The sequence below is a fragment of the Novipirellula artificiosorum genome, from assembly GCF_007860135.1.
Lineage (GTDB): Bacteria > Planctomycetota > Planctomycetia > Pirellulales > Pirellulaceae > Novipirellula_A > Novipirellula_A artificiosorum.
This window is the reverse complement of record NZ_SJPV01000018.1, coordinates 58,197-80,729: the sequence shown is the minus strand read 5'-3', so window position 1 is coordinate 80,729 and position 22,533 is coordinate 58,197. Positions and strand designations below refer to the sequence as shown.

The window sequence follows — 22,533 nt, the reverse complement described above, 5'->3', positions numbered from 1 at the left end:
AGTACGAAGAGACGCCGCTGGTACATTGACGGTTCTCAACTAGACACCGACCCCAATCAAAGCGAACTCGCATGCACTTCCGAATCCTCACTCTTCTTGTTGCGTGCTGTTCGTTTGCCTGCTTGAACTCATTTACCGCTCAGGGCATGGTCTTCAAGTCCGACCATGTTCAGGCTCAATGGGACACGTGGGCTTACGAGTACGAGGGGACGTTTTATCTGTATTACCTGATCACCGAGCATGGGCCCGGCGAAGGCTTTGGCGTAGCAACGTCCACGGACGGAGTGCATTGGGAAGACCACGGCTGGGCCATTCGCCAATCGAGTCCGATTGGCGCGTACCGCCCTCGGTTTCACTTTTCGGCGCAAGAAGGCTACATCAACGATCCGAATGGCTTGTTCTTTTACAACGGCGTCTACCCCATGTTCTTCCAGCATTGGGATATGGGGCGCAAGGCATGGGGACATGCGACCAGTGAGAATCTGTTGCATTGGAGCGAACAAGGGGATGCCCTAAGACCACGCGATGGATTTCAGGCCTTTTCGGGGGGCGCTGTTATCGATAAGCATAACACGTCGGGATTGCAGGACGGCGAACCTCCTCCAATCGTCGCACTGTTTACGGCCTGGGGCGATGGGCAGCATCTGGCTAATAGCACCGACGGCGGTTGGAACTGGAATCGAAATGCGTTTCGGCGGAATGTACCCAAACCAATCGTTGGACAGGCCGTGTTAGGGAGCGCCATCAGTCCAAGGCTGGACCCCATAAGACAGGTCCAGCCAACGCAAGCCCTGAAAAACGGACTCAACTTTGATGCATTCGAATTCTCATCCTCAGCTTGAAGGCCTGTTCTTCTCGCGAATCGCTTGAAGCTCGTTGTCCACCTTCTCATACGCAACGTTGTGGGGAGCGACTTTGTCTCGGCTCGCGATCGCGGCTGCGACACCGGCATATTCGCCCATTGCGACCGCATTGCCGGTCACGCGGTAGCTTGAGTGGGCGATGAAATCACCGCTGATACATCTGCCTGCCATCATCAGATTGTCGACATCGGCTGCGATTAACGCGCCCATCGGAATATCAAACGGTTTTGCTTTGATACCACGATTCCCATAGCCGCCGTCGCTCTTTTTGATCGCATGAATATCGACGCAAAATCCAGAAGTGCAGACACTTTCGGCGCGCTGATGCCCGGTGATAACATCGTCTACTGTCACCTGATCGCGTCCAGTGATCCGTCGTCCATCACGCACGCCGATCTGTTCGCCAGTCGCGACCAAACGGAGGTTCTTCCATTCCGGAAGAGTTTGCAGACCCCGGACGATCCTATTGAGTTCATTTCGGGCTCGCAGCGTTGCTTGCGTGATGGCGGCAGCATCATCGGGACGCACACCATACTCATGATTCATCATCACGCTGGCTATCGAGCCACCCATGTGGAAGATCGTTGGCTTGGTGTAGCTGGGTTTGTAACCACCTCGCTCGATTTCAGCTCGGAAGCGATCCTTGTGTTTCCCATCGCTGCTCCCTGCACGTGTGTACTTGTGTAGCAATTCAGGCTCAGCTGAAATCACTCCCATCAACGACATCGGTTGACATGGGCAGTCGTCGTCCGTAGCACCATCGCCAATCTGAAACCGACATCCTGCCAACGCACCCACGTCACCATCACCGGTGGCATCGATGACAACGTCAGCAAGCCAGGCTTCTCGCCCGGACTTTGATTCCGTAAAAACTCCGCGGATGCGTTTTGACTCGTCAAGTTTCACCGAGACCACACGAGTATGTAACTGAACTCCGATGTTGAGCTCTGCGACGAGAGACTCCAAGACCCATTTCATCGTTTCCACATCATACATGTACGAAAGCCAAGTCGCCGGACGGATTCCGATCGGGCCGTATTGTGCATTTGCCTCGTCGAGTCGTCGAATTAACTCCGCATTGAATCCTGGTTTATCGGCATCAATAACATTGGAAAGCATGCCGCTTGTCCATACGCCTCCCAGGCACCCATGGCATTCTAGGATTTGAACCGACGCGCCGGTTCGGGCAGCGGCGATTGCGGCGCTGACGCCCGCAGGGCCGCCACCACAAACCAAGACATCGCACTTTCGTGTGACGGGTGTTTGGCGTTCAGGTTCCGCAACGTGACCGGGGCTTGTGTCGACAGTGCTTTGGCCAGCCGCGATCTTGGTATGCGCGGCACCCAAGAGTGCTGCAGTACCCGCCAGCATTCTTCGGCGATCAATCGTAGTTTGGTTCATATGCAATTTATTAGCCTGTGGGTCGTAGCTTTGGTGAGACAGCACACGGTGTTTCCCTCGAGCGTTGATGATATCATCTCTGGCCGGCGCCGGACTTTCGTTTCCTTCTCCGTTAACGCAGTCAAAGCTGCCAAAGCATGGATCGGGCTAATCCGGCTGAAGTAAGAACCGAAGTGGCAGTTCTCAAGAAAGCAACTCCTGCTACCTACAATTGTAGCATTCATTCAACTAAAATCCGCTGCTAGCACTCTCGTGTAGAAAAGGGAACGTGCAACCAGACCGATTAAACTCTCCCCATTCCCCCGGATTCCCGCCATGAAAACCAATTTCAATCGACGCCATTTCGCAAACGATCTACTTCTCGCGACGTTTGTTTTCGTTTCCGCATCGCTGCTACACGTCTCGCCGTCCTCAGCCGACGACGCGGTAGCCGTCGCAGCGACCTCGAGTGCTGACAGTTCCAGCGACTCCGGTGGCACAACCGAGTCGGCACCAAAGCTGAAGATCATCGGCGTGGCTTGTAGTTTCCGTGCGGGGAAGACGACCGCACAATCTCTTCAACTTTGCCTCGATGCGGCAAAGGTCGTTGCGCCTGATCGCATCGAAGTCGAATTGATTGAGTTGGCAGGATTAAAATTGCCAGCCGAAGTCGCAGCGGGCATTCCGCTTTCGGAAGGTGAACGCGACGATTTTCCCGCCATTGCGGAAAAACTATCCGACCCGAATCTTGCCGCAGTCATCATCGGTACGCCGGTTTATTATGCCAACATGTCATCGTTGTGCAAAGTTTTCATCGAACGTTGCGGTGTGTTCCGCAAAACGTTTGCATTGTCGGGCAAGGTTGCTGGTGTTATCGCCGTTGGCGGCAACCGCAACGGCGGTCAAGAGCTTGTGATCCAATCCGTCCAAGCGTCATTGATGGCCCATGAAATGTTGGTTGTCGGCGATGGACGCCCCACCGGCCACTTTGGCGGAACGCTTTGGAACAACGGAGGCGATGACATCACAGAAGACGAGTTCGGTGTACAAACAGCGCAAAACCTCGGACGCCACGTCGCGGAAGTCGCTTTAACACGCGTATCCCAGTAGAGCGACGGTTCTTGGCTCAGCCAAATTTCAAGGCGGCTTGGAACTTGCGAGGATAGGTCCTTCCATCAAAGACGCAGAAAGACTTTGCGGCGATACATCCACAAGATGATCAGCCAGAGAACTAATAGGACGCTGGCTCGCTTCATCATGGGAATCCACAAGTCGCCGAAGATTGTGAAAATGTCCTGGCCCAAGTGAATCTGAAGTTGAGTGCGGATGAAGGAAGTGCTCAGTTGAAACAAACAGTAGAGGGTGATGGGGTTGAGGCCAACGATGATCAGCGGGAAGGCGAGGCGTTTGAATCCCAATCCATCGACGAGGGCCACAAAGACCGCGAGCATCATCGCCACGAACCCCGTGCTGTAGAGTGTCCACGCAGGGGTCCAGATGCGTTTGACAATCGGACAGATCCCGGTCAGGTCGAGCACCAGCCCCAAGGCGATGCCGAGCAAGCCTGCGAGGACGAGCCGCATTAGTTTGCCGGTCAGGGGCAGGTCGCTACGCAGTAGGCGACCTGCGAGCAGGCCGAAGGTCATCGTAGCCAACGAGGGGACAAAATTAAGCGTCGTGTAGCCGCCACGATTAAAGGTAAAAGCTTCGTCGCGTGGAAAGAGGTTGAGGAACCAAGTGTCAAAGTTGGAAGCGAAGTTGGCATTCTTCTCCCAATGGGCGGCGAAGCCGGTGAGCCACGACCACTCCGCAGGAACCCCCACAGCCTGCCAATCAAAGCCGGCCGGCGGCAGCGGATAAAGAGCAAACACTAGCCAGTAGACTATCAAAATCGAAAAGGCAGCGATCCAGGTGGTACGCGATTTGGTGAACGCCAGTAGGAACAGCAGCGGATACCCCAGTCCGATCTGAGCCAGGACATTGGTGAAGACCCAATCGGTCTGTTTGCTCCAGGCGGACGAGAGAAACACGGCCAAGAGGACCAGGAGCAGCGACCGCCAAAGGGCGTGTGCCAACATGATTTTGTAGCTCTGGCCACGGGCACTTCGACTGGACAGCGACCAAGGCAGGGCAATCCCAACCATAAACATAAAGGCCGGCTGAATCAGGTCCCAGAGAACACAGCCTGCCCACTGCACGTGGTCGGTTTGATGTCCGAGAAGCTGCCAAACGGAGCTGTCGGGAAACTCCTTTGCGATCTCAGCTAGCCCCAAACCGCCACTGGCCATCAGCAGCATGATCGCGCCTCGGTAGGCATCGAGCGACGCGAGTCGTGTCGGCGCTGCGGCCGGTTCGGGCGTCAGAACCGTATGCGATTTGGAGGCGTCAGAACTCACGGGGTGTCTCCGGTGGCGAGCGATGATTGGTTCCGCTGCTTGAGCGGCGGCAGGGACACCTGCGGCGGCACATCCTTCTGCACCGTGATGCCATCGGTCAGCAGTCGAAGGTTATAGACGGGAGCGGCGCGGAGATCCACCGGATCAGCGTGCAGAGGCTGTTGCGTCATGCTCCACCGCAGCGACAGCATGAGATAGCCATTGGAACGGGGATTAGGGTTGTTCATGAGGGAATAAATCCGGAACCCCCAGGACGGAACGATGCCTGTGTCATCCTGAGAGTGAGGCGAAGGATCGAAGACAGCAGCGCTGACGCGTTCGCCGCCGGCACCAAAGATCTTGTCACCGAATTCCGCCACACTGCCCGGCACCCAAAAATAGAAGTCGCCGCTGGTTCGAATGAAGGAAATGGGACGGCCCACACCGACGAGGCATAGCCGGTGTGTCGGCGAGTGTGAGATCGGTGACTTTCACATTGTTGCAACTGAGAATGCTCAGACAGTGCCGCCACTCAGCCTTGGCGTACGCGTCGGTGTGATAGTCGCCTTTCCACATGCGAAACGTCGCCCCGTTCCCGTTGAGTGTGACATTTTGTTTCAACTTGGCTGTGAACAGCGAATCATTCTTACCTTTGAACTCGCCGCGTTTGGCGAGGATGACACAGCCTGTCGTCGCGCAGAGTAGCACGGCGGCGGCTGCGATCAAATATTGTTTTGCCATCAAGCGGTTCGTGGTCTGATTGAGTTTGTCGTGGTCGGTCATCGGTGCAATATTCAGTGGGTGGGGAGTACGTCGACTGCTATCACTTGGGCAATCGTGAAGGATCTTCATCCTTGCTGCTGGAAAGAAACAGTTGATCCAGCCCCGTTCCGGGTTCGCGTGAGGCAATCACGAGGCGATAGATCCCACGTTTCAAATGAAGGACCGCTGGCGTTTTCGATTTCTCCAGCATCACCACACGCCATTGCCAATCGCTTGCTTGCCCTGTGTGCCAGGCTGCCGTAGCGACGATGTCCTGCCCTGCTTCATCATAGATGCTGAGGAAGAAGGAATCATTTTCTTTGGTCGGAGAAAGCACTCGCCCCCAAAGACGGTAGTCGTCTTCTCGAGCGACGTTCAACAGCCATGTTGATGTGCCCGATATATTGGCACCTGACCCTAGCTCCGGCTGGATAAGGAATCGTTGCCCCGACGCGAGTGGATCGGATTGCTCGCAGGCCCCAGACATCCGCATTCCTGATTCCGCTTCCCACAAGACACCCGCGTGTTCTGGCACTTCGATCGGCTCGAGTGCATCCATTCGTGCGCGGAACTGCTTGACACACTCTAGTTTTTCAAGCAGCGGAGCACCCACATCCTCAGCGTCAAGTTCGAGAACGGCAACGGACGGCCGCGGAATCAAACGTACCACAGGAGTGTTTTGCGGCGAGCGAATCTTGACCGAGACAAGCCCATCCAAACCTGGCACGGCAACGTTGATGTCACTCCCCAATGTATTGACTGATACCGGCTCAGCTTGTTCAAACGCCCTCCGCCATGTCTGGAATTGCTGCTCGTCGAGTTCACTACCGATCCGCACCCAAAACGCGACAGCTGGCTCGATGCTTTGCGTATCGTCTTGGTGTTCGACCGTCAATCGCATTGCGCCGTATTGGCGGCCATCGTCGACAAGATTGATCTCGCATTGCCGATTCGATTGGGTTCGGCAGTAGACGACCCGGATACCAAGGCACGCGGTGCCATATCGCAACACCAGCGGCGTACCACCCTGTGCTGGCCGAATGGATACGTTGGGGGACTTACCCGATTCCGTTTGGGTTAGGTCCACCGTTTGGCCATCAACGTAGATCGCGTCGGGTTGTCGTCGCAAAACAAAGTGACTTTGAAGATTGGTGACCAACGAGGCCGGCAAATCTTGCTTGCGATAAACCGCCACTCCAATCGCGTCGTTGCCGCGTTGTGCCCCAGCCCACAGAGGCGTCAAGTGCAGGGCCTTCATGTGTCCCGCCGAACCAGCCGAATACTTTTTCTTTCCATAGGGATCTTCGCGTCCATCTGCAATAAAGTAGCAGTGCGTTTGCTCTGGCGAGCCAGGTAAATCGATCGTCATCGGCAGATCTTGTTTCCCGTAACAGGCACCGGAAGTCCCCAGAGTAATGTCACGATACATTTGATGCGTGCGTGACTGAGACAACGATTCGCCCCAACTTTGCCTAACCGTTCTCGGGTATCGGTCGAGACTCATTTGCAGCAGACGGGCTGCGGGCGATCTCTGCGCCAAGACGGAATGCAACAACGAATCCGGGCTAGGCATTTTCTCGTCAATCCAACCGTTGACCCATAGAGTCCGTTGCAGTCCGCCTAGTCCATGCAAGTAGTCATAGCTTCGGCTTTGAGGGCCGGCGATACGTGCGGCGGCGGCATACCAATTCGCGGCAATGTCGGTCCAAAGCAAATCGGTCAGCGCAGCTGCTTGAAGTCGGCCCGATGATCGTTCCGCGTAAGTTTCAATCCACATCAATCCGCTCAGGTCGGGATCATAGTAGGTCGGGCTACAGTACTCGTGTGTACCGAATTGCCAAGTCCACATCACCATTGCCTCAAGTCGACGGTAGCCATCGTCTGCCACGGCAGCAGTCGCCAGTAGTTCCCCTAGTTGGATCAGATTCGATGCGTTCAACAATGCAATATTCGTATAGCTTGTCGGCACGCGATGCCGTTGACATCCCTGGGCCCCAAGCTCAATCAGTAACTGTAGTTTCTCCCGGGCTGGCTGAGGAATCCAATCGCGGTGTCGCCGCCAAATCAAACAGGCATCCTCCATGCAGAACTCGACTGCATTTCGATCGGTTACCGTTTCGTCACCCCAGTACCAACGCAGATTCCCGTAGCCCGGGCTTGCCGGATCCCGGTCCTGCATTTGTGTTGCCAGATCGAACAGTCGATCAAGACGCTCTGGATGTACCCTTGCTTCACAAAATGCCAACGCGGTACTAAACAGTCTCCGGCAACTTTCTCGGTCGTCGGGTTCGAACTGGGCAATCCGATCCCAAAAAACGTCGCATCGTTCTGCTGCAGCCTGGACAATCACTTGCCGCCGAGAATCCGACAGAGGCGGTGCAGAAAATGCAGTCGCCTCAAGTATAGCAATCACTAGGCAAACAATCGAAACACGAACCAGTTGGCGGGATGGCGTCATTGGGGGCTCTTTGGCAGGGGGAGGCAGGCAAGAATCGTTGCTTGCTCGGTGGCAGCAAATGATTGGGATGGTCGCATGCCTCATGGTGTGAGGACTTCTGGTGGGTGGGATCGCGTACCGCTCGGGGATACAGATAGGTCAGTGAGCGGAAGAGGTCATTCTAATGAAGTCTCACCACGGGCACAGGTTGGGTCATGATACGATGTCATGGATGTTGAAACGATAGGGATTCGGCTACACTCTGAGGAGTTGGACTCAGCAACACCTACCTGCTCTTCCTGGGCTTCGATAACACAGCGAGAAAGGCATCCCATGAGAATGCGGATGCGGGAACAGAACTGATGCCTTCCGAGGTCAAGTTGCTTCCGCGGCAAGATCGTCAACTTTTTTCTTGCGCTGGCGACGTATGCAGTGATCTCGCTGATCGCTTACGGGATTGGCCGGAACATAAAGAATGATCTGTGGTTCTATCTTGGCGGTGGTCTGTTCGGCCTGCTGGTCATTGGATGGTATCTTGTCGGGTTCTATCCGGGATCAGGCAAGGCGGGTATCCATGTGGCGATGTTCACCAACTGGGCCGCTGTGTTGACTGTGCCCCGGATCTTCACATCAGGGGGGCTATCGCGACGACCCGCCCGTGGGTGATGGCCGGAAGGTGATCGTTAGCGACACCGATCACCTGTGGCTTCTTGCGGGGCCTAAACCCGATCTTCATGGACCCGTATGACGGCGCCGTATTGACTCACGGGTATGACAATCGGCAATGTGATCCGATTCGGCAAGCGATGGGCCACGCGTTGGATTGGTCCCGCCGCGTGGATCTGGCCGCCATGACTCCGCACACTGAACTGTCCTCGTCTAAATACTGCCTTGCCAATCCCGGCGTCGAATACCTGATCTACTGTCCTGCGGGCAGCAAGACGACCAACGGATGAAGATTGGGTTTTGTGTTTGGAGAAGCAATCATGAACCGAAAACACTTCATGTTGTCTTGGCGGTTGGCCTTATTGCTCGCCGTGCTCGCGCAGGCTTCATTGTTGGCAGCCGACGATGCTCGGATCGCGTGCCTTCGAACAGTATCGCTTGACGCCCTTCCGCAAGGAATTGGAGCAAGTCCGCGGCATGCATCCAAGGCTGTACCTGGCTGCGGGTCGGGCGTAAGCATCATCGGAGACGCGGCCATCGAGCGAATTCCACCATCTTAGATCGCTCTGTGTCAGCCCTTGGAAGACGGGATGCCCGGGTGCCCCGATCGGCATCAAGAACTGGGATTGGGGCGACTACGCCACCGTGGACGGCGTGATCGTCAACGGCGGCTCCGGCCACAACAACAATAATTGCTTTGTGGTCCCCGAGTGGGACATGGTCATCGTCCGGCTCGGCCTGGATGGCAAAGCGAAGGACGATGCGAGGAATGGTTTTTCTGGGAAGGTTGCCGATTCTTTGAAATGAAGAACGGAATCTGCGGGCGGCCTTGGGACGCAGGCAAACTTGGCTTCCGCCGCAAAAACTTCACGATGAAAGTCGTTCTTACGTGGCAAAGTCAAGTCGGTCCAAAGTCTTGACGATTTCCGTTACCGATCAGTTAAACTTGTCAACAGCGGACACCTTTTCAATTGGAGTGGTTCCTGGATGCGTCCTACTGATCAGCGGATTGGTCATCGGAGTCCTGGGTATCGAAGAACGGAAACAATCGACGGATATCCTCATCGCTTGGTTGAGTACCGTATTCGCAGATCTCGAATGCTTCCGCGTATTTGACTTCCGCGCCCTTTTCTTTGCCGTACCATTTGATCAATGCTTGGCGGTAGTTGTTTGCCTCTGCACCAGCTCGACGGTCCCATACCTGACGGATCTTTTCTAATCGCAGCTCAGGACGGCTGGCTGGTGGAGCTTTGGCCGCACTTTCCGCATTGGCCAACGCGCCACCGTCGAACACTTGCGACTCCAGTTGCGTGATCGCCTTGACCTTGGTCTCGAACACATCGTCGATCGAGACGGCAATATCGGCTTGGAACGGGTACGGTTTTTTGAAGCGGTCGCTAGAGTAAAGAAAGACAGGATTCTTCGGAAGTGCCGGAACATCCGGGCAGAAGTAGGGGACAGCGACCATGAACGAGGCGTCTTGAACGAGCACGCCAACGTAGCGATGGTCGGGATGGTAATCCCAAGGGCGATGGGCGATCACGATATCCGCCTTCCACTGGCGAATCAGCCGGGTAATCGTTTTGCGATTTTCCAGTGTCGGCATCAGTTCGCCATCATGAATATCGAGTACTTCGGACGTGGTCCCCAAGATCTTGGCGGCGGCTTTCACTTCGGCGGTCCGTCGTTGGGCGAGCGCCCCACCGGACATGGACCAGTGCCCGATGTCACCATTGGTCACGGACACTAACTTGACGTGGTGTCCCAACTTGGCCCACTTTACACCGCAACCTCCCGCCCGGTACTCCGCATCATCCGGATGTGCCCCAAACACGATGATCCGCAGTTTTCCATCGTCGTGCGGTTGATCGTCCGCGCCAGCGTGAACGCCAGTGAAAGCCAGGGGAAAGAAGCAGATCAGCAGCAAACGCGTGGCCTGAGAAAGAGTCTTCATCAAATGCATCCGAGTAGCAATGTTTAAAAGCGTCGCGGAACTCGTCAAAAGTTCCGCCGTGTATTGTAACCGTCGAAAGTCCTTCCAATATACGACAACGAGAGGTCGTCTTGTTTGATCTTGATCGGCATGGACAAATCAAAGGCGGTAGAGGGTCATTTATGTGGCTCATCCGACGGAAGCGCGCGGAACCCAGACTCGAGGTTTTTTGGAGGTATGGCTCCGGTGTCCAATGATCTGTTAGAGCATTTCCATAAAACACGTAGGTCCGGTTCCCACCGGACTGCCTCGATTCGGCCGGTAGGAACCGGCCCTACATCCCATGTCAATTTTTGAAAGGCTCTAGAAAAGAGTCCCCGACGGACGGTCGTCCGCCGGGAACCGGTAGCACCCTTGGCGCACCGTCGACCGGGATATCCCTTGTCAAGTTGCACCTCTGCAGAGCTCCACTCCGTTTCTCCCGGAAACTGCACGATAGCAAGTGAAAAATAGCTCCTGCCAGCAATGATGGGACACCGGAGAGATGCCTCGAAAACCTCCTGCGCACGCTTCCGCCGGATGAGCCCTTTATGTTTGGAATTTCAGACCCCTTTTCGGATAGGTTCTTTCCTTACCTCATGCCGGACGAGAAACCGTACCGGCCGCTGAATGCCACGGTGCAGCGCAATGATGACGTCTTGTGGTCACGGGAGAAACAGCTACCCACCCATTCCGTGAGAGAGCCGAAGTTTCAAGGGTGTCCACACCAGCGGAGGAATCGTTCGACGGAGACGCTTGCCAGTCCTGCTTGAGAACGTCCACCGGGGATGTAGGGCTGCTCTCGATCGTAACCAGGCGTGCCACTGCCCCATCCTTCGTAATACATGGCGGGGTCACCGAAGACGTTGCCCGAAATCGAATCCAATCGGCTACACTTGTCCAGCTCAGGAACTGTGATTCACGTAGCTGATAATGTAGGAGTTGTCATGAGATTGTTTTCAGTCGTATGCCTGTTGGTAATAGACCTTCTGATGAACTTCGGATCAGCCAGAATCGCATTGGCCCAACATCCCGAGACGGTCAAGCATTGGACTTTCAATACGGACGGTGACAATCAGGGTTGGACCGGAACGAATGGGGCGAGGGTTCTTATGCCGAGCCCTGCCGTGAATTCGGATTCGGCATGTACGAAGCCGTTCGCGACAACCTTTGCGATGAACCGGAATCGGGCTGGCCGCTAAACGATGGCCCCAAAGACGTCGGATTGGGCCCCTATGAATACACCGAAGACGCGAAGTATTAAGAATCCGAGGGTGTTACTCGTTACGTCAAGCATCGCAGTCGATGATGACACAACCAATAGGATACACATCACATGAAATGCACCACTCGCACGCTCTACAGCGGCACCGATGAGAAACCTGTTATGCAATGGGTGGCGGCCCTGCTACCCTCTGTCTTGTTCCTTCTGTCTTCAACCGTCTCGGCCCAGACGCTCACCTATGAGGAAGCGAAGGCAAAAATCCCCAACCAGAACCTACCCGATTTCTGGATCAGCACCGTCGATGATTTGGCGGATCGTTGGCAGCGGCTTCAACACGGTACGGCAACGACCATCGCCACGTCGCCCGGCGGACATCCGTTGCACTTAATCGCTTTTGGCGAGCGAGAGGATCTTCCGCATCAGGCAAACTTCAATTCGGCGATCGGTGGCAAGGAGCCAGCAGCCTACATGGACAAGGACGCACGAGAGAAACCGGTCGTGTACTTCGTAGGACCCGTACACGGCCACGAAGTTGAGGGGCTGACGGGATTGGTCAACCTGATTCAGGTAATGGAGACCGGGCGGGATTTGCGTGGGAAGGACCAGACTTCGCTTCAACAGCTAGGCCAACGCTGCCGGGTGCTGATCGTGCCAGCCGGAAACCCGGATGGGATCGCTCGTTTTGAACCGCGATCATGCCGGGGCATGACGTTGGACGAGTTCCAATTCTGGGGCCAGGGTACGTCGAGCGACGACACGATCGCAATCTGGCCCGTTTCGAAACGACGGCATCCGCGAGTCGGTCCAGAGATCGGTTGGCTGGGCTGTTATTTCAACAACGACGGCATCAACCCCATGCACGACGAATTTTTCGCCCCCATGGGGCCTGAAGCGCCGGCCATCCTGAAAGTCGCCATGAAAGAGGGCCCCGACGTCGCCGTCTCGCTCCATAGCCACGGTGCTGCGCCAACCGTGTTGCGTCCAGCCTATGTTCCCATGGAGGTGCAGGAGCGAGTGCGATCACTTGCCCAACGACACAACGCCTTACTCTCACTGCGTGATCTGCCGCACGGGGGCGTGTTTGAGCCCGAGTCCGAGAGCGGCAAGGTTCCGCCGCCATTCAATTTGACTAGCGCTCTGTACCACATCAGCGGGGCCATGGCGTTTACCCACGAATGCCCGCATGGGATTGTGGGAGAAAAAATGTGTGATGTGACATTCGACCAAATCCTTGATATTCAGTTGACGCTCTATGAAGTGATGTTTCAGCAAGCGCTGGACGGCCGCTGAAGAAGTTTTTTGTGCGGTGATTGTTGCAGCCAATCATATGCGACGCTTCTTTTGCGATAGGTCCGTTCGCTTTATCTTCGGCAATCACCTCGCCGTTTACGAACAGCTGAAAGAGATCTTTGTCGAGGCTGTCTTGTGGTTGTTCGTTCGAGAAAAGAAGAGCCCGGTAACATAAGGCTGACCGCCGAATCGGAAGGCCTACAGGGCCAACAAATCACACTGGAAGCAACAAACAGGCTGAAATGAGTAAACAAATTTTTCTAACGTGGGCATGTCTAACTTGCCTCGCACTTTCCGGCCGGACCTTCGCGGCTGAGGAAGTGAAACCACCCAACCTGCCAATCCTACAAACGGACGAGCACAACTTTCGGACGCTTGGTTGTTACCGGCAACAATTGAGCTACGAACAAGCTCATGTTTGGGGCCGAGGCGTGCGTGTGGACACCCCACACATTGACTCGATTGAACGAGACGGAGCGATTTGCACCAGTTTCTACGCGGCGTCGCCGGTTTGCACCCCCTCGAGAATCGAATGGCAATCGAAGGAGAATCGTCATGAGTTCAGACGAACGCTTTATCGAATTGTGGAACTACCACCTGGAAGGTGAACTCGAAGAAGCGGACGCCGCCGAGCTGCGTCGACTTCTTGCGCAAGACGATCGTCTGGTGCAATTGGCGGCAGATAGTTATCGAACGCACCGACTGCTGGGATTGATGGCTCCACCACGAAAGAACAGGACTTGATCGAGACGTTTCGCGAATACAGCAGATTGAGCGGCGGGTTTTTTCCAACGTCCGTGGACCAATGGACGCTTACACAGCTCATCTATAGGGAGTTTACTTCCGATAGGATGCAGAAGCCGGGTGGGAAGCAGGAACTCGCGGAAACCCAGGCAAAGCTTCAGCCAGGTTTGATGTTTCGCGTCCAGTTGCCGCCGGAAGCCGACGCGCACTACGCGGGCAATGGCGTTGCGCTGGGCGCGGCCGACACGCCTATCTTCTGGTACCGCCCCAAGGATGCAAAGGCATACCGGGTCGTTTACGCCGATCTCTCGGTCCGTGAAGCCGATACGCCGCCCAGCGTGCCCGACGCGCTGCCGGTACCCGCACCGCCGAGTCCAAAGGAATAGCGTTGTACTGCATTCAGCTTTCATTCTGACTACGAATCCGCGTCGGACACGACGCGGGCCGGTGGGTAGTTATCCAGCGGGAGCCAGCCCCTACGGATGCATGGACATGGTCGGCAACGCCTATGAGTGGACGGCTGACGATGCCAAGTCGTATCCCGGAAACCCCAATCCCTTCGAACACAAGGGATTCCACTTCGTCCGCGGCGGCTGCTGGGACGACGGTCCCGGTTCCAGCATCCAATGCTCCTATCGGCAGTGGTATCTACCATCCAGCAGCGCCGGCGTCGGCCCGGGTGACTGCGACTACATCGGCTTCCGAGTTGCTCGGTGATCCCCGATCAAAGCGATTCGTGAGCGGCTTCACGGGCCAGTGGATGGACCTTCGCAAGATTCACGACACGTCACCAGATCGTGACTTATTCCCCGAGTCTTCTTCGGACAACCTTGTCGTCGATTCGTCCGTGGCTGAAACCAACGCGACATTCACCGAAATGCTTCGCGAGAACTTGCCCGCGAAAACGATTGTTGATGCTGACTTTGTGATGGTCAACGAACGACTTGCCGAGTTGTATGACATCGAGCGAGTGAAAGGACAGGACATTCGCCGCGTTGCGTTGCCTACAGACTCACCCAACGGCGGTCTCTTACCTCAGTCCAGCGTGATAAAGGTCACTGCAAATGGATTGACGACTTCGCCAGTGCTGCGAGGCGTGTGGGTATCTATTCGTCCGTTCGGTCCAACGTCAAGAGCCCCAGCCGATAGGGTAAGAGCTCGTAACGCCCGCCACTTTGCGGATCGCGTCCCTGATATAGGAACCGCAGGTTTTCGAGGTCGATCGTCGGCGTCTGGTCATAGTTGTCGCGAAGCAGTTCTCCGTGGCTAATGTCCCTTGTCCATGGCTCGGCACCGTCCTCGAACGTGACGTTGTTGATCCCTGCGAAAGGCGTTTCCCATGAGTCCGCGTCTGCGAGCGGAGTCCACTGGCCGTTGAGATCGTCGGAGACCCAGGCGCGGTAGTACCGTGCCGGACTCATGGCCTCGATTATCGTGAGATAGGTATCGGTTCCCTTGATCTTGTAGGTCATGCTACCTTCGAAAAGGTCGTTTCGATTTTCCTTGATCGCAATCTCAGGATCGCTGAAGCCCTTGGGAAAGTCGTCAATTTTGGTTCGGCTGCGATAGAAGCGACCGTCGTCGCCGGTGAAGAACAGATAGGCGTGCGTGTCGTCGCAGATCACGTGGTAATCGATCGGAAGCCTCGGTGTGCTCTCAGGCATTTTGTCAAAGAAGTTTTGTGGTGCGGTCCAAGTCTCCGGCTTGGAGATGTCGTTGGTCGTGCAGTACTGGGGCTGCTGTGACTGAAAGATCAAGTACCATTTCTTGTGAGGAGTGAAATAGACGAGATGAGGGGCACAATGGTACCCTTTCAAGCTCGGGTTTACGTCAATGTATGTCAACTTGGCGTTGGCCGCTTCGGACCAGTCCTTGAAATTCAAATACACCATGCTCCAGGTCCTGGCGGACGTCGAATAGGCGGTTGCGTAGATGTGCCACAGTCCGTCGTAGTGAACGACCGTCGGATCTTTTACCGATACAATCGCGTGCGATTCATCGGAGATCGGACTGACGATTGCGCCGGAAGATTGCCACTTCAGAGGTGTGGCGATGGGCAGTTTGGACGCATCCGCGCCGACTGTTTCGGCTTCAGCTATCTGTGCATGTACGCTTTGCGTTGCCGTGGATGCGAGGACTAAGCCACAGGACAACATTAGCAAGACAGGCCATGAATAAACACGATTTTTCATTATTGCTTTCCTTTGATTGATTATGACTGAAACTATCTGAGTTGGATGGTGTTGGCAGCACGAGCCAGTCCTTCCGCCATTGCGAAGAGAGTGACCTCGCTCTTCTACTTCACTTCCGGATGCACAAAACGCACATCATAGATCCCACCGGCCAACCATTGGGTGGCGACGAACTTGATCGCCCAACAGGATATCGAAGGTTCGAACGGCATCGTCGCCCGAGTAGGTGACGGCGTCCTTGAAAGGACCGATAGGGCCATACGAGGTTCAGTTTTTCATGTCCTTCGACGAGTAGCACATCCAGTCAGGCACGGTGAAGAACTGACCCTCTTTTGCGTCGTCGTGACCAACGTAGACATAGGTGGTATCGCCAACAACCATGGTCGCTGGATCGGCCGTGAAGGCATCGCGAAAGATCGGGTTGAATCCACCCTCGGCTGCAAAGAAATGAACAGCCAATGCAGTCAGCGTGAAAAACGAAATGAATTGCGTATAACGGTTCATGTGGACGTTGTTCCCTTTCGTTCAGCCCTATGGAAGCCAGTCTGTCTTGGTGTTCAACAAGGCGAACTCGGACATGGAGTAAGGGTGTCGTGCAAAGGATCGCGTGAGCGATGGACTATTTTTCGGTTGCAACTTGTAGCACCGCGTGAAAGGCAGGTTTGGGTTGATTGGCCCCATCGAACAAAAGTGGTCGCCCTCGCGATCGCCAAGAGAGCGCGTCATTCGGTCCCCAGAAAGTGACGATCTCGATCACGTCTCGGTGCTTCACACAGGCTCGGAACAGCCCCGCATAGGCATCCGCCAATTGTTTGTCGGCATCGCTTACCAAACCGCCTTCGGTGGATTGTGCATTGGAGTTAATGTCAGCACCGAAGCCGCGTTGGCCTGCGACGGCAGAATTGACATCGAGTTCGGTAATGTGGATGGGAAGTCCGAGTGATTTCATTTCGGTCAAGGCGTTATCCATGGTTCCAAAGGAGATCGAAACGTTGCAATGCGTCTGCGAGCCAATCGCCATAACGGGAACATTCTTTTCCTGAAGTGACTTGATCAACTCGATCAGTTTTCGCCGCTTTTCCGGATTCTCCAAGCCATAGTCGTTGTAGCGGAGAATCGCATCCGCGTCCGCTTCGTGAGCGTACTCAAACGCCTTCGCGATGAAGTCCGGACCAATAATCACTGACCACGGCGATCGGCGCAAGATATCTGGACCGTTGTCGGAGATCGCTTCGTTGACGACATCCCAAACCTTGATTTTTCCCTTGTAGCGGCCAACGACTGTGTGAATGTGTTCACGCATTCGGTCCAGCAACTCTTCCCTCGACGCACGTGGGCCGTTGAGGTCGAAACCGCGAAAGCGGCCAAATCCACGCTGCCCGCTGTCCCGAATGCTAGGGTCGTTAACACGATCGAGCACATCGGCCGGCACCTCTGTTCCTTCGAAAACCCAGTTAGGCGTTTGCGAATGCCAGACAAGCGTATGGCCAGCTACCATCATGTCGTTGCGAGCTGCAAAATCCACCAATGCATCGGCGACTTCAAAGTCGTAACCATTGGCCCCCGGTCGCGGATGAATCATCTGCCATTTCATATCGTTTTCCGATACGATCTGGTTGAAGTGTTTTTTGACGAGTTCGATATCGCTTTGAACTTCCTCGGGCGTGCGTCGAAACCCTCGCCCTGTTGTGATGGACCGATTCACTGCGGTACCAACTAAAAAGTCGTCTTTGAACACCGTTTTCAGAGTGTCGGTTGCTTTAGAGGGAATTGTTGCAGCTTCTTGTTTAACTTGGGTGGGCTTATTGTCCTGGAAAACACTTTGTGCGAACCAGTACAAACTGCTGCTCCAGTGCTGCGGATCGTGGCCATGACCGTCGACATGCCAGACATGATCGATTTCGTTCTTCTTCAAGAACTGATGGATGTTCTGACTGATACGGATCAGTCCATCTTTGTTTCCACAGGAAATCCACAGCAGTTTCAGCTTGGTCTTGGCATCGTCAACGTTCGGAATCAATGCCTCGACTGGCTTCGTGTTGGGCGCTGCAGAGAAAGGCCCGACCCAAGCGAAGGTGTCGAGATTACCGAGTCCAAAATTAAACGACTGACCGCCACCCATCGAAAGCCCGGCGATTGCACGCATTTCACGTCGGGTATCGACTGAATACTTGGATTCGATCGCTGGAATCACATCGTCCAACAAGTCACGCTCAAAAACGGCGAAGGCAGCAGCACTTGCCATCACGTTTCCCTCGGCCCGATCGTTCTCCTGTGCTCGGCCGTTTGGCATCACCACGATCATTGGCACGGCTTTGCCCTCGGCTATGAGGTTGTCGAGGATCACATTGGGCGATGCAAATCGTTGCCACTCGGTCTCGTCACCACCGATGCCGTGCAGCAAATAGAGCACCGGATACTTCTTGTCCGCCGTGTAAGCTGGGGGCGTGTAGACCTGCATGTTGCGAGTTGTGCCGACGGTCTTCGATATGTACTCGATCATTTCCAACTTGCCATGAGGCACGTCGTCACGCTCGTTTTTGAATCCTTGCGGCGGGGCGTCATAAGCAGCAACGTCATCCGGCCCAAGTTCGATTGGGCTGCCGAATCCACCGCGACGACCGGCAGCCCGTTGCTGAGAATTCGGCTCTTGGGATGAAGCCCATTGGACGTCCGTCAGCACGATCAGGGCCGCCAACGAGAGGAAAGTGATCGCTGCTCGATGGGGCAGACAAAAAGAATACTTTGACATTGCCTTGGGGAGTTTTTGCATGATCTGTCTTTATGGAGTTGGAACGGATTCCGTATTGAGTGACTCAGTAACTTGGTTCAACAGTCGGAGAAGTGTTTTGCCCTCATCTGCATCAAACGATTCAAACATCTCTGCGCGAATCGATTCGCCCGCTTTCCATAGCTGCTGAAATTTTCGCTTCCCCTTCGCGGTCAGTGCCGCCGTCCGAGCGCGAGAATCCGTCGGATGCCGTTCGCGACGAACGAGTCCTTTCTTTTCCAGTAGCACCAGCATGGCCCGCACTGTGCTTGGGTCCGACGGCATTCGACGAGCCAGTTCGCGTTGGGTCAAAGCGTCACCTCGTGAAAGCGTGGCAAGCAATACGAACTGATCCGCCGTGACGCCATACTGAACAAATGCCGCCTCTGTCCGCCGGTGAAGCGCAAAATAGGCCGAACGTAGAGCGAGGGGAAGTTTGCTTTTGTCCGTCATGAAAATCTTTGGGTAAATATAGTGCGTACACGCACCAATTAGCGTATGCTGTCAGACGACCGCTTGCAAGCGATTAAGGTCTTGGAGTGCAACATTATCTTTCAGGTACAACATGTCTCGCTATCTGTTCAGCATCGCCAACCTGCTTGGCATCATTTTAAGTGCCGTCGCAGCGTTTGCTCAAACCAGTGTCCCCGAATCTTCGCCGAACGCACGTTCACTCAAACAGGTGATTGGAAACCGCTACAAAATCGGTGTCGGAGTTAGCCACCGGGTGCTACAGAATCCGGCGGATGCGGCGCTGATTCGTGAGCAGTTTGAAATCATCACGCCCGAAAACTGCATGAAGGCGCAAAGCATTCATCCCGCTGAAAACCAATGGCGGTTTGATGCACCAGACCGATTTGTCGAGTTTGCGAAACAGAACCAGTTGGAAGTGGTCGGGCATTGCCTCGTCTGGGCCAAAGACGATCGCACCGATGCTTGGATGATGGAGGAGAACGGGCAGCCGGTGTCACGCGAGACACTATTGAAACGAATCGAGAATCACGTCGCGACGGTGGTCCAGCGTTATGCGGACACCGCAACGATGTGGGACGTCGTCAACGAAGCGCTCAGCGACGGGAGCGACGGCTTACTTCGAGATTCGATTTACTCTCGCACCACGGACCTTGAGTTCATTGCCACAGCTTTTCGTACTGCTCACGCGAATGACCCAACGGCGATGCTGATCTACAACGATTACAACTGCCACAAAGCCGGGAAGCGAGAAAAGATGATCGAGTTGCTGACGAAACTCAAAGAGCAAAACGTTCCTGTCGACGCCTATGGTATGCAGGGACACTTTGAACTCGGCGACGAATCATTGCCGCAGCTACGTGAGACGTTCGATGAACTGAGGAAGCTGGGGATGAAAGTCGTCGTGTCTGAGCTCGATATTGACGTTGTGACTCGCGGGCGTTGGTGGGCCGAGGAGGGTAAGTATCGCGAGGAATTGTCGAAGTATGATCCGTACCGCGATGGTTTGCCGTCGGAGGTCGAGCAGCAACAGATTCAGCAGTACATTGAGCTGTTCAAGCTATTCGACGAGTATCAAGATATGATCGTACGAGTTTCGTTTTGGAATCTTCATGATGGCCAAAGCTGGCTGAACGACTTTCCCTGGAATCGAACGAACTATCCCCTACTATTTGATCGTGACCGGCAACCTAAACCGGTCTTCGATGCCATATACAGCCTGTTGCGGCAGAGCGAGACGAAGATTGATCAGACATCGGCAGCACTTCGAGCGTGGACTGCCGACAACGGAAACGGCACTTACTCAAACCCATTGTTCTACGAGGAATTTGAGGATCCTGATGTCATACGCGTTGGCGAGGACTATTACCTAGCCGGCACGACGATGCACATGAACCCTGGCGTCCAGTTGATGCACTCGAAGGATCTCGTCAATTGGGAACTCGTCGGCTACTGTCTCGATCGGCTTGACTTCGGCCCAGCCTTCCGGCTCGAAGATGGGGACATTTATGGTCGTGGCATCTGGGCGCCCTGCCTGCGATACCACAACGGCACATTCTATGTTTTCACCAACATCAATGGCTTAGGCCTGCAAGTCTTTCGCTCCAAGTCGATCGAAGGCCCGTGGGAACGCAACCAACTTCCAAGTCGGCACGACATGTCGGTACTGTTTGATGATGACGGCAAAGTCTACATCATCTCTGGTGCGCACAGCCCCTACCCGATCGAAGAATTGACACCGGACCTAAGAGCGTTTGTTCCCGAAGTCCGCCACGAACTGGTTGGCCAGATGGGCGAAGGTCACCACCTCTACAAGATCAACGGCAAGTATGTCGATGTCTCCGCGATTCCCGGCGGTCCAGTCGATCAAATGGTTGCGGTTGCGGATTCCATTGATGGGCCTTGGAAGGTGGAACGCATGGTGCAAGGCGAAGCGCTCGGCGTGACCGCTGCGGCTCCTGATCACGCTCAACCCAGTGATCGAGGTTTGTGGCTTCATCAGGGCGGCATTGTCGACACACCTTCGGGCCAGTGGTGGAGCATCATCATGTCCGACCATGGTAGCGCTGGACGCATGGTCTCGTTGGTGCCAGTCACTTGGAGCGACGGATTTCCGTTGATTGGACTGCCCGGCAATTTGCGAAAGGCCCCTAACACCTGGGTCAAACCCGACACGGGCTACCTTCAAGAACCGAAACCCACATTCATTCACGATGATGACTTCCAAGGCGATAAGTTGAATCCGCACTGGCAATGGAATCATGTGCCCGATGACAGCAAATGGTCGATCACCGAGAGGCCGGGCGTGCTGCGCCTGCATTCGCTCCCCGCGTCGGATTTCTATTCAGCCCGCAACAGCCTTTGCCAACGGCCGCCCGGACCCGAGTCAATCATGACGGTGGAACTCGATACATCGGGCCTCGTCGACGGGGACACGGCCGGATTGGCACTGCTGAGTTCTCCGTATGCTTGGGTTGGCGTCGTAAAAACCGCCGACGGAATGAGGTTGCAAAAGTTTGAATCGAATACTCGTCGCGGTGGGCGCCGCGCCGATCCCGCTGCTCCAGAAGGGCAGGCGACCGAGTTTTCGGTCGATCCGCCAAGTCATCTTTGGCTCCGCGTACATTGCAATTTCGATAACGATCAGGCCGTGTTTAGCTGGAGTGCTGACGGCAAGGAATTCACTCTTTTAGGAGAGCCGTTTACCATGATATTTCAATTGCGGACTTTCCAAGGAGTACGCCCGGCTCTGTTCAATTTCAACACGTCAGGCGAGCCTGGTGGCTACGCCGACTTTGATAATTACTCGGTGCAAGAACCGCGTGCGCGGGGTATCGAACGCACGATTCCGCTCGGAAAAACCGTCACCTTAACCAGCGGGGCCGACGGCAGTTTTTTGGCGGCGGACTCTCAGGGCACTTCGCTGGTCAACATCGCTGCGGATTCAGCGGATGCGAACCAGGACCGTTTTCGGTTCCAAGTCGTCGATCTGGGGTTGGGACGCGTTGCGTTAAAGGCAACGAAAGACCGATACGTTTCTGCATCCTCTGACGGTGTGGTTTTGAAGGATCTGGCGGATGCAAAGCCCCGTGATGCAGAGACCTTCCAGTGGATCAACCTGATGCGAGGTGACACGATGTTGATGTCGCTCGTCAACCATCGCTATTTGAATACATCTCCCAAAGAACCAGCTTCGGTGGAAGTTTCTGCAAGTGGACCACGACCGGATCGCAAGGGCGGTGCGTGCTTCCAATGGGAGGAGATCAAGTCTCAATCACCAACGAAAGTGAACGAGAATGAGTAGACATCCTCGATTACCAATCAAATTTCCATGTCAGCCGAGCAGGCGATTGGCCATCGCCGCAGTGCTGGTTTTAACCTCACTC

General features: G+C 55.0%; 22 protein-coding genes and 1 pseudogene. 12 read left to right on the top strand and 11 right to left on the bottom strand.

The genetic code is table 11. The features are described from left to right. Window positions 1-122: 122 nt before the first annotated feature. Window positions 123-842, top strand: coding sequence for a glycoside hydrolase family protein (locus Poly41_RS30005; protein WP_197231837.1), 720 nt, complete (start codon window positions 123-125; stop codon window positions 840-842). Here the strand turns inward: Poly41_RS30005 and Poly41_RS30000 are convergent. Next, the gene (locus tag Poly41_RS30000; RefSeq protein WP_146531055.1) at window positions 834-2,264 is read right to left on the bottom strand and encodes an FAD-dependent oxidoreductase; all 1,431 of its coding nucleotides are present in this window, start codon (window positions 2,262-2,264) and stop codon (window positions 834-836) included. The genes Poly41_RS30005 and Poly41_RS30000 overlap by 9 nt on opposite strands. A gap of 315 nt (window positions 2,265-2,579) precedes the next feature. On the opposite strand from Poly41_RS30000, the gene Poly41_RS29995 reads away from it, so the two are divergent. Beyond that, window positions 2,580-3,353: a flavodoxin family protein gene (locus Poly41_RS29995; RefSeq protein WP_146531054.1), complete on the top strand. Its 774-nt coding sequence runs from the start codon at window positions 2,580-2,582 to the stop codon at window positions 3,351-3,353. Window positions 3,354-3,418: 65 nt separating this feature from the next. Here the strand turns inward: Poly41_RS29995 and Poly41_RS29990 are convergent, their stop codons facing one another. The 4 genes from Poly41_RS29990 to Poly41_RS29975 all read right to left on the bottom strand — a co-directional run bounded on the left by Poly41_RS29990 (window position 3,419) and on the right by Poly41_RS29975 (window position 7,838). After that, entirely contained in the window at window positions 3,419-4,540 is a 1,122-nt protein-coding gene (locus tag Poly41_RS29990) for a DUF5009 domain-containing protein (RefSeq protein WP_146531053.1), read from the bottom strand. Between the two features lie 95 nt (window positions 4,541-4,635). Beyond that, window positions 4,636-4,866 (bottom strand): hypothetical protein, encoded by a 231-nt coding sequence (locus Poly41_RS29985; RefSeq protein ID WP_146531052.1) that lies wholly within the window; start codon window positions 4,864-4,866, stop codon window positions 4,636-4,638. Window positions 4,867-4,981: 115 nt separating this feature from the next. Then, entirely contained in the window at window positions 4,982-5,401 is a 420-nt protein-coding gene (locus tag Poly41_RS29980) for a hypothetical protein (RefSeq protein WP_146531051.1), read from the bottom strand. Window positions 5,402-5,441: 40 nt separating this feature from the next. Continuing rightward, the gene (locus tag Poly41_RS29975; RefSeq protein WP_146531050.1) at window positions 5,442-7,838 is read right to left on the bottom strand and encodes a hypothetical protein; all 2,397 of its coding nucleotides are present in this window, start codon (window positions 7,836-7,838) and stop codon (window positions 5,442-5,444) included. A gap of 713 nt (window positions 7,839-8,551) precedes the next feature. Between Poly41_RS29975 and Poly41_RS29970 the strand changes: the two genes are divergently transcribed. From Poly41_RS29970 to Poly41_RS34550, 3 genes are all read left to right on the top strand, one after another. Beyond that, the gene (locus Poly41_RS29970) at window positions 8,552-8,773 is read left to right on the top strand and encodes a hypothetical protein (protein ID WP_146531049.1); all 222 of its coding nucleotides are present in this window, start codon (window positions 8,552-8,554) and stop codon (window positions 8,771-8,773) included. 30 nt (window positions 8,774-8,803) lie between these two features. Further along, window positions 8,804-9,043 carry a hypothetical protein gene (locus Poly41_RS29965; protein WP_146531048.1) on the top strand — a complete coding sequence of 80 codons (240 nt, stop codon included), beginning with the start codon at window positions 8,804-8,806 and terminating at the stop codon, window positions 9,041-9,043. 85 nt (window positions 9,044-9,128) lie between these two features. Continuing rightward, window positions 9,129-9,290 carry a hypothetical protein gene (locus Poly41_RS34550; protein ID WP_197231836.1) on the top strand — a complete coding sequence of 54 codons (162 nt, stop codon included), beginning with the start codon at window positions 9,129-9,131 and terminating at the stop codon, window positions 9,288-9,290. Between the two features lie 187 nt (window positions 9,291-9,477). On the opposite strand, the gene Poly41_RS29960 is transcribed toward Poly41_RS34550, so the two are convergent. Both Poly41_RS29960 and Poly41_RS34545 read right to left on the bottom strand, forming a co-directional pair. Then, the gene (locus Poly41_RS29960) at window positions 9,478-10,437 is read right to left on the bottom strand and encodes a PIG-L deacetylase family protein (RefSeq protein WP_146531047.1); all 960 of its coding nucleotides are present in this window, start codon (window positions 10,435-10,437) and stop codon (window positions 9,478-9,480) included. A 730-nt stretch (window positions 10,438-11,167) separates the two neighbouring features. After that, window positions 11,168-11,341, bottom strand: coding sequence for a hypothetical protein (locus tag Poly41_RS34545; RefSeq protein ID WP_197231834.1), 174 nt, complete (start codon window positions 11,339-11,341; stop codon window positions 11,168-11,170). Between the two features lie 195 nt (window positions 11,342-11,536). Here Poly41_RS34545 and Poly41_RS29955 point away from each other — a divergent pair, with 195 nt between their 5' ends. From Poly41_RS29955 to Poly41_RS35560, 6 genes and pseudogenes are all read left to right on the top strand, one after another. Then, a complete protein-coding gene (locus Poly41_RS29955) occupies window positions 11,537-11,719 on the top strand; it encodes a hypothetical protein (protein WP_146531046.1) in 183 nt (60 codons plus the stop codon). Window positions 11,720-11,791: 72 nt separating this feature from the next. Further along, complete coding sequence (locus Poly41_RS29950; protein WP_146531045.1) at window positions 11,792-12,970, top strand: M14 family zinc carboxypeptidase; 1,179 nt, start codon at window positions 11,792-11,794, stop codon at window positions 12,968-12,970. Window positions 12,971-13,525: 555 nt separating this feature from the next. After that, window positions 13,526-13,714, top strand: a complete 189-nt coding sequence (locus Poly41_RS29940) for a hypothetical protein (protein WP_146531044.1) — start codon at window positions 13,526-13,528, stop codon at window positions 13,712-13,714. Beyond that, window positions 13,711-14,100, top strand: a complete 390-nt coding sequence (locus tag Poly41_RS29935) for a hypothetical protein (RefSeq protein ID WP_146531043.1) — start codon at window positions 13,711-13,713, stop codon at window positions 14,098-14,100. Before Poly41_RS29940 ends, Poly41_RS29935 begins: the two co-directional genes overlap by 4 nt. Window positions 14,101-14,161: 61 nt before the next feature. Next, complete coding sequence (locus Poly41_RS35245; RefSeq protein ID WP_231616068.1) at window positions 14,162-14,431, top strand: formylglycine-generating enzyme family protein; 270 nt, start codon at window positions 14,162-14,164, stop codon at window positions 14,429-14,431. After that, window positions 14,394-14,618 (top strand): annotated as a pseudogene (locus tag Poly41_RS35560) (DUF1592 domain-containing protein); the annotation flags it as partial. The gene Poly41_RS35245 and the pseudogene Poly41_RS35560, both read left to right, overlap by 38 nt. 202 nt (window positions 14,619-14,820) lie before the next feature. Here Poly41_RS35560 and Poly41_RS35235 read toward each other — a convergent pair. The 4 genes from Poly41_RS35235 to Poly41_RS29910 all read right to left on the bottom strand — a co-directional run bounded on the left by Poly41_RS35235 (window position 14,821) and on the right by Poly41_RS29910 (window position 19,129). Beyond that, on the bottom strand, window positions 14,821-15,906 hold the full coding sequence (locus Poly41_RS35235) for a non-reducing end alpha-L-arabinofuranosidase family hydrolase (RefSeq protein ID WP_146531041.1): 1,086 nt from the start codon (window positions 15,904-15,906) through the stop codon (window positions 14,821-14,823). 267 nt (window positions 15,907-16,173) lie between these two features. Continuing rightward, entirely contained in the window at window positions 16,174-16,410 is a 237-nt protein-coding gene (locus Poly41_RS29920) for a hypothetical protein (RefSeq protein ID WP_146531040.1), read from the bottom strand. A 115-nt stretch (window positions 16,411-16,525) separates the two neighbouring features. Further along, window positions 16,526-18,679 (bottom strand): endo-1,4-beta-xylanase, encoded by a 2,154-nt coding sequence (locus Poly41_RS34540; protein ID WP_197231833.1) that lies wholly within the window; start codon window positions 18,677-18,679, stop codon window positions 16,526-16,528. 9 nt (window positions 18,680-18,688) lie between these two features. Continuing rightward, window positions 18,689-19,129 (bottom strand): MarR family winged helix-turn-helix transcriptional regulator, encoded by a 441-nt coding sequence (locus tag Poly41_RS29910; RefSeq protein WP_146531039.1) that lies wholly within the window; start codon window positions 19,127-19,129, stop codon window positions 18,689-18,691. A gap of 112 nt (window positions 19,130-19,241) precedes the next feature. Here Poly41_RS29910 and Poly41_RS29905 point away from each other — a divergent pair, with 112 nt between their 5' ends. Beyond that, a complete protein-coding gene (locus Poly41_RS29905) occupies window positions 19,242-22,451 on the top strand; it encodes an endo-1,4-beta-xylanase (RefSeq protein ID WP_146531038.1) in 3,210 nt (1,069 codons plus the stop codon). Window positions 22,452-22,533 lie beyond the last annotated feature (82 nt).